This is a genomic window from Fulvimarina endophytica, assembly GCF_003403015.1.
Taxonomy (GTDB): Bacteria; Pseudomonadota; Alphaproteobacteria; order Rhizobiales; family Rhizobiaceae; genus Fulvimarina; species Fulvimarina endophytica.
This window is the reverse complement of sequence record NZ_QURL01000010.1, coordinates 64,783-72,315: the sequence shown is the minus strand read 5'-3', so window position 1 is coordinate 72,315 and position 7,533 is coordinate 64,783. Positions and strand designations below refer to the sequence as shown.

The following is a 7,533-nucleotide window of genomic DNA, read 5'->3' as shown; positions in this document are numbered from 1 at the left end:
TCTGCTGAAAGGCGTTCTGCCGGTCATTCCGGCGAGAGCGAACCGCAAGAACCCAGCCAAGCACGACCGGACGGCCTACCGCGACCGCAACCGGATCGAACGCATGTTCAATCGGCTGAAGCAGGCAAGGCGGATCGCGACCCGCTACGACAAGACCCGCCTCTCGTTCCTCGCCTTCCTCAACATCGCCGCAGCACGGCTATGATTGAAAGACTATGTCAACAGGACCTAAGGTGCTGTCGGCTTACAGTTTCGCAAATGGCAGCTTCCCACCCGACATCGTCACCGAACCGGCCGCCTCGATGTCCCGAAAGCAGCCGTTGCGCGGTTATGAGGTCGAACCTGTCACTCCGTCCTTTCAGCGAGGGTCGGAGCATCCTCGGCGTCGGTGTCGCGCTATCGGACGGTGCTCTCGATCACCATTCGACCGGGGAGGATCCGAACGGCTCGAAGGTCGGCGCGCGCCTTGTCGATGATGGATACCTGCGTCCTGCGAAGCGAGTGCGTTCCATCGTCCTCCTGACGAGGGCCGATCGCGTTCACCCATTCGTCGACCGGCAGGTCATGCCGCCGGGCGCGCGGATGATCCGTTCGGCCGCGGCGGCTCGGTCGGGGGTTGTCGTCGATCGTCCCGCCTCGCAGCCCGGAACCATGGAGCAGGCTCGGCCACGCTGATGCGAGCCGTTCGAACGGGACCGGCCGCTTTGCCCGTCCCCCATGGTTGCAACTCCCGATCAACCGGCCATGCGCAGGGGGCGCCGACGCCGAGGTCGCACCCTTCCATAACAGCGGCTTATTAAACTTGACTATTTTTGTCCAGTTTATTGACTGTGTCCACAATGTGGCGCTAGGGATCGGACCCATCCTGAACCGCGAGGGTATGACGATGACCCCAGCCCATGCCGGGAACGAGACGGCGATATCGAGCGCTCCATCGGCATGGCACGCCCTGACGACGCGGCGGTCCGTTCCTCCGGCGCTCCTGGCGGCGCCCGGCCCGTCCCGACCGGAACTCGTCGAAATCCTGTCCGCGGCCTCGCGCGTGCCCGATCACGGCATGATCGTTCCTTGGCGTTTCGTCGTCGTCGAGGCCCGCCAAGCCGAAACCCTCTGTGAGCGGTTGTGCGCCGCTCACACGGCATCCGAAGACGATCGGGAATCATCCCATGACATCGAAGCTGCGCAGCTGGCTGATCGGCCCACCGGTGGTCGTCTTTCTCGTTTCCTGTCCCGATCCGGCGGCGACCATCATCGAGCGGGAACAGGTTCTGGCCGCCGCCGCCGTCGCCACGACCCTTCTGCACGCGGCCACCGCTCGCGGTTTCGGCTCGATCTGGCTGACCGGATGGCCGGCCTATGCGCCGGAGGCCCATGCGGTTCTCGGACTGGCGCCCGGCGAAAGCGTCATCGGCCTGTTTCCCATCGGCACGCCTCTCAAGCGCCCGGCGGAGCGGCCACGCCCCATCATCGATCGCATCGTCACCGACTGGATCGGCTGAGCCGACCAGCCGCAATCCCCTCGCAACGCTCCCCGTCAAGGAAAGAGAACCATGACCCGACACGCACGTGAAAGTTTAAAACTGCGACTGACGTCGGCCGCCAGTCTCCTTTTCATCGCATCGGCGTCGTCGGCACTCGCACAGGACAACGATGCATTCGCCGGCTCGATCGTTCTCGATGACGTCGTCGTCAACGCGGAGCGGCTGGGAACGGCGCCGGAAAGCCTCACGCGCAACGTGACGGTGATCGAACGCAGCGAGATCGAGAAGCTGCAGGCGACGAACGACAATCTGCCACAGCTTCTCGGCAAGGTCGTTCCCGGCTTCGGCATCGCGACCGGCGCCTTCACGACCTTCGGCCAGGGCCTTCGCGGGCGCAGCGCTCTCGTCGTCATCGACGGTGTCCCCCAGAGGCTGAACCGCGACACCTCCCGTGACCTCTTCAACGTCGATATCTCGGCGATCGAGTCGATCGAGGTCGTCCATGGCGGATCGGCGCTCTACGGCAATGGCGCGACCGGTGGCATCATCTATATCACGACGCTCCAGGGCGGCGGCGAGCGCCGCTTCAGAACGCGCGTCGAGGGCGGTGGCAGCCTCAGCCATTTGAGCGAAGAGAGCCTGTCCGGCCGCCTCTCGCAGACCGCGCAAGGCAGTTTCGGCGACACCGACTATGCCTTTGCCGCCGCCGGCGACCTGCATCGCGGCTCCTTCGACGCGGACGGCAGACGCATCGCACCCGAGCCCAGCCAAGGCGATCTCTTCGACACCTTTTCCGGCAGTCTCTTCGGACGCGTTCGGCACCATTTCGGGGATCAGAGCCTCGGCGCCTCCATCATCTTCAAGGATCTCTCCCAGGACAGCGACTACGCCTCGGACATCCGGGTCGCGCGCCAGCCTCCCGGAACCGTCCCGGCGCGCGCGCTGGAAGGCCTGGAACTCGATGAACAAGGCGCCTTGCGCAATATTCAGGGCACGCTCGACTACAGCAATGCTGATCTCTTCGGCAGCGATCTCAACGCCCAGCTCTATGCCCGGCGCGCGGAATCGCGTTTCTATCCCTCGGACGCACGCGCGATCCGAAATCGCGCGGCGATCCTGCAATCCTATTTCGAAAGCGACGTCTATGGCGGCAGCGCCGTCGTCACGACGCCCATCGATATCGTCGAAGCCATACCCATCAGCCTCTTGTGGGGCGCCGATTTCCAGTTCGAAAGCAATGTCGGCCCGGCCGACAGCTTCGAAGGTCCCGCCTTCGACCGCAGCTTCGGCCGGGACTTCCGACGCATCCGCACCGTCAACTGGACGCCGCCCTTCGATATCGACCAGCAGTCGCTCTTCGCCCAGCTCGAGGTCATGCCGGTCGACCGCCTGACGGTGCGCGGCGGCGTGCGCCAGCAATGGGCGGGGATCGATGTGGACTCCTATACGACGATCGTCGGCGATCCCATCACCGGCGGATCGCTCGATTTCTCGACACAGCTCTACAATATCGGCGCCAATTACGAATTCGTCGACGGCGTCAGCCTCTTTGCCGACTATTCGCAATCCTACGATCTCTCCGATGTCGGCCTGCAGCTTCGTCAGGCGCCGCGCGGCTTCCGCTTCTCAGGCAGCAATATCGAGCCGCTGCAATATGACAATTACGAAGTCGGACTGCGCGCCTCGCTCGGTGACTTTTCCGGCAGCGCGGCCTTCTTCTACAGCGAGTCCGAGCTGGGCGCCCTGCGCACGGTGGACTTCATCCTGATTCAGGATCGCGACCCCGAGGAGATCAAGGGCGTCGAGGTCTCCGCCTCCTACATCTTCAACGAGACTTGGACGGCCGGGGGCAGCTTCACCTATACGGAGGGCCATCGAACCGCCTCCGACGGCCGCCGTATCGCGCTCAACGGCTTCCGCATCCCCCCGGTCAAGGTGACGGGCTATGTAGAATACAGCCCGAGCGACTGGTGGTCGCTGCGCCTCGACGGTCTTTATAGCGGCACACGCGACGACGCATTCGAGGATGGCGTCGCATTCGGCGGACGGAAAGTCGAGGACTTCGCCGTCTTCGATCTGTCGTCGAGGTTCAAGCTCGCGAAGGGCGATCTGTCGCTCGGCGTTCAGAACCTCTTCAACGCCGATTATTACAACGTCTACGGCCAGCTCCTGCGCAATTCCAGCAATACGAGCCATATCAAATCGCCGGGTACGACCTTCAAGGTGGCCTACGACATCCAATGGTAGGCGGCGGTGAGATTGCGCTGGAAGCGTCCGGCCTCGGCTTTTCCGCCGGTGGCCGGACCATCCTCCAAGGCGTCGACTGCCGTCTGACGAAAGGACGCATTCTGGCGCTTCTCGGACCCAATGGCTCCGGTAAAAGCACCCTGATGCGTCTCCTCGCTCGCCTGGAGCGGCCGAATGCCGGCACGCTCCGGCTGGAGGGACAGCCTGCGGAGACGTTCAGCGGCCGCGAGATGGGACGGCGCATTGCCTTTCTGCCGCAGAACATGCAGACGCCCCCCGCCCTGCGGGTGCGTGATCTCGTGGCCTGCGGCCGCTATCCCCACCGCTCGGCCTGGCGACGGGAAAGCGATGCGGACCGGACGGCGATCGCAGCGGCGCTCGAGGCCACGGATCTCGAACCCTTGGCGGAACGCCCGGTGGGAAACCTTTCCGGCGGCGAGCGCCAGCGGGCGCTGATCGCTATGGCGCTCGCGCAGGAAACCGCCATCCTGATGCTGGACGAACCGACGACCTATCTCGACCTGCGCTTCCAGCTCCAGATCTTGGATCTCGTGCGCCGTTTGAACCGGGAGCGCGGATTGACGGTCTGCTGGGTGCTGCACGATCTCAACCAGGCCGCCGCCTACAGCGATGGGGTCGTCGTCATGGCGGACGGGCGGTGCGTTGCGAGCGGTGCGCCGGACGAGACATTGACCCCTGAGCTCGTGGCAAGCGTCTTCGGCGTCGAGATCCTGCGCCTGCCGCATCCCGCGAGCGGGCGACCGATCAGCGTCCCGGCCCGATTTCCGGCTCCCTTCTGCGACCAGCGAGGCGCGCCATGACGCAATGGACACGCCGACGCTTCCTGGCGAGCGCCGGGGCCCTGCCCCTTATCGGGCAGCGCGCCAGGGCCGCCGCAGCCACGCCGCGCATCGTCGCCCTGGAATGGCGCTATGCCGACCATGCCCGTTCGCTGGGCCTCGTGCCCGTCGGCATCGCGGACCTCAACGCCTATGCCGAACAGGCCTCCAGCGACAGCGAGGCGCTTCGCATGGCCGGAACGCTCGACATGGGCCGGCGGCAGGAGCCTTCGATCGAAGCGGTGATCGCGGCAAGGCCGGATCTCATTCTCGGGGTCGTCTTCCGTCACGAGCGCATCCGGCCCCAGCTGGCGGCGATCGCCGAGACCATCCTCTTTGCCTATACGCAGACGGGCCGAAGCGACGACGACCAGCTCGCCCTGATGCTGGGCGAGCTGACCGATCTCGCCCGCCATCTCGACCGGGAGACGGAAGCCGCCCGGTCCATCCACGCATTCGACCGCGAGATCGACGGCATGGCGCGGGACATCGCGGCGAAGGGCCTGCGCGACGCGCCCGTCGTCTTTGCCCAGTTCCCGAACGGCGTGAACGCCGTCCGCCTGTTCACGCCGTCCTCGCTGCCCTGCCGGCTCCTGGAACGGCTCGGGTTGAAACCGGCCTGGGACGGCCCGTCCGAGGGGTTCGGCTTCACCACGGTCGGCCCGGAACGCCTCTTGTCTCTCGGAAAGGTTCACGTTCTCGCCGTGGCGGTCGGCACCGACAACAGCTATACGCGCCTTGAACGCAATCCGCTCTGGCCGGCAATGCCCTTCGTCGCGGCCGGGCGGTTCCATGTGATGAGCGACCTCGTCTGGCCGTTCGGCGGCCTGCCCGCCGCACTCTCCTTCACCCGCACCGTGTCCGGGATGCTCCTTCCGTGACAGCCGCGCCGATGGTCCGACGGTTCGGCATCGGCGGGCTCGTCGCCGCGACGCTGCTCCTCCTCCCCCTCCACGCCCTGCACGGTATCGATGCCGGAGCGTTCGACCTCCTGCGCGGCCTCCTCGCGCCCTCGCCCGATCATCCCGCCGAGATGCTTCTCCATTATCTGCGCCTGCCGCGAACGCTGGCGGCCTTGCTTCTGGGCGCCTGCCTCGCGGTGGCCGGAACGCTCTTCCAGGCCGCGACGCGCAACCCGCTCGCTTCGCCCGGCATTCTCGGCGTCACGGCCGGGGCGCAGCTCTTCGTATCCGCCGCCGCCCTCCTGCCGGGCCTCGCCGCGATCGTTCCGATCCCCCTTGCCGCTCTTTCGGGGGGACTTGCGGCGGGCGCCCTCACCTATCTGGTCTCGGGGGGATCGCGCGCGAGCCCGGTCCGCGTCGCCTTGTCCGGGATGGCGGTCTCGCTGATGGCCGGTGCCGGCGCCTCGGCGCTCGCCCTTCTCGACGAGACGACCGGCGCGGGCCTTCATCTGTGGGGTGGGGGAAGCCTCGTCCAGTCGGGATGGATCACGCCACTCGGCGTCGCCGCGGGGCTTCTGCCGGCCCTCGCCATGGCCGCTCTCCTTGCCCGCGCGCTCGACATCATGGCGCTCGGCGAGGATGCCGCCCGGGCGCTGGGGCAGAATCTCGCTCTCGTGCGGGCAAGCGTTTTGTTTCTCGGCACCTGGTTGTCGGCACTCGCCGTCACGCTTGCCGGGCCCGTCGTCTTCGTCGGCCTCGTGGCGCCCAATCTCGTGCGCCTTCTGGGCGTCACGCGCCATGGCGTGATCCTGCCGCTCGCAGCTCTCACCGGCGCGAGCCTGACGCTCGGCGCCGATCTCGTCGTTCTCTGGTTCTCGAGCACCCTCGTGGAACTTCCCGTGGGGGTCCCGACGGCGATCATCGGCGCGCCGTTCCTCATCGTCCTCGCGCGCCGTCTGGCGCAGGAGGCGGTCGGGCCGGCGCGTGAATTCTCCGGCCGCCATCGCAAGCCGGGCCGGGTGGGGTCGTGGACGGGGTCATGGGCGACGGCGGCGTGGCTGGTGCCTCTCCTCCTCCTCGCTCTCGCCGCAGGTCTCATGGCCGGCAATCGCTGGATCGGCCCGGCCGCGATCGCGGCGCTTGCCGATGGAGCGAACGGGCCGCTCGCCGCCGTCCTCGAAATGCGGGCCTGGCGGGTCGTCGGCTCGGGCCTTGCCGGAGCGCTGCTGGCACTCTCCGGCCTGCTTCTTCAGGGCGTCGTCCGCAACCCGCTCGCAAGCCCCGATCTTCTGGGCGTGACCCAGGGCGCCGGCCTTCTCGCCGTCGCCGCGATGGTCCTTCTTCCCGGCGCGGGGTTCCTCACCGTCCAGGCGGCAGCTCTTGCAGGCGGGCTCGGCATCGCGCTTCTCGTGGCGCTTCTCGGCCTCCGCCTGTCGCCCTCCACGCTGGCTCTGATGGCCCTCGGCCTTGCCGCGCTCGCCGCCTCCGTGACCTCGATGCTGGTGATCGGCGCGGGATTCCAGGCAAGCGGTCTGGCGACCTGGCTGGCCGGCTCGACCTATGGGGCGGACCGTGGGGACATCCTGACGCTCGGCGCCGGTCTGGCATTGGTTTCGCCTCTCGCCATTCTGTGTCTCGGCCAGGCCGACATCCTCGCTTTCGGCCGCACCAAGGCGGCCTCGCTCGGTCTCGCCGTTCTGCGCAGCGAACTTGCGCTTCTTGCGCTCGGTGCGCTCGCGGCGAGCCTCGTCGCCGCCGTCTTCGGTCCGGTCGCCTTTATCGGCCTGATGGCGCCCCATGCCGCGCGGCTCGTGCGGCCGGGCTCCTTCCGCGAGCTGATGGGGCCCGCGATGGGCATCGGCGCCGCCGTCATGATCGTCGCGGACCTCATCGGCCGCAGCCTTCTGGCCCCGATCGAGATTCCCGTCGGCATCATGACCGCGATCCTCGGCGCGCCCTTCATCCTTCTCGTCCTGCGCCGGGGCTGAGCCGCCATCGGTCAGGCCCGACCGGACGATGGAGCGGAACTGCCGGCGCGTCGAAGGGCGGAAAGACATGGCGTGT

General features: G+C 67.1%; 5 protein-coding genes and 1 pseudogene. All 6 read left to right on the top strand.

The genetic code is table 11. The features are described from left to right. Positions 1 to 205: transposase (locus DYI37_RS18445; protein WP_147307948.1), on the top strand; the 205-nt coding region annotated here is incomplete at its 5' end. 675 nt (positions 206 to 880) lie between these two features. Next, positions 881 to 1,499: pseudogene (locus tag DYI37_RS20600) on the top strand (nitroreductase family protein). A gap of 51 nt (positions 1,500 to 1,550) precedes the next feature. Continuing rightward, a complete protein-coding gene (locus tag DYI37_RS18425; protein WP_116684748.1) occupies positions 1,551 to 3,728 on the top strand; it encodes a TonB-dependent receptor in 2,178 nt (725 codons plus the stop codon). Next, positions 3,722 to 4,549 carry an ABC transporter ATP-binding protein gene (locus DYI37_RS18420; RefSeq protein ID WP_116684747.1) on the top strand — a complete coding sequence of 276 codons (828 nt, stop codon included), beginning with the start codon at positions 3,722 to 3,724 and terminating at the stop codon, positions 4,547 to 4,549. Before DYI37_RS18425 ends, DYI37_RS18420 begins: the two co-directional genes overlap by 7 nt. Further along, positions 4,546 to 5,448: an ABC transporter substrate-binding protein gene (locus DYI37_RS18415; RefSeq protein ID WP_116684746.1), complete on the top strand. Its 903-nt coding sequence runs from the start codon at positions 4,546 to 4,548 to the stop codon at positions 5,446 to 5,448. The genes DYI37_RS18420 and DYI37_RS18415 overlap by 4 nt, the downstream gene beginning before the upstream one ends. Before the next feature lie 11 nt (positions 5,449 to 5,459). Next, positions 5,460 to 7,457: an iron ABC transporter permease gene (locus DYI37_RS18410; protein ID WP_116684745.1), complete on the top strand. Its 1,998-nt coding sequence runs from the start codon at positions 5,460 to 5,462 to the stop codon at positions 7,455 to 7,457. The last annotated feature ends 76 nt before the right edge of the window (positions 7,458 to 7,533 follow it).

Excerpts from the sequence above, each read along its gene's own strand:
- DYI37_RS18425 (WP_116684748.1), top strand. The coding sequence starts at position 1,551 with ATGACCCGACACGCACGTGAAAGTTTAAAACTGCGACTGACGTCGGCC.
- DYI37_RS18420 (WP_116684747.1), top strand. The coding sequence starts at position 3,722 with ATGGTAGGCGGCGGTGAGATTGCGCTGGAAGCGTCCGGCCTCGGCTTT.
- DYI37_RS18415 (WP_116684746.1), top strand. The coding sequence starts at position 4,546 with ATGACGCAATGGACACGCCGACGCTTCCTGGCGAGCGCCGGGGCCCTG.
- DYI37_RS18410 (WP_116684745.1), top strand. The coding sequence starts at position 5,460 with ATGGTCCGACGGTTCGGCATCGGCGGGCTCGTCGCCGCGACGCTGCTC.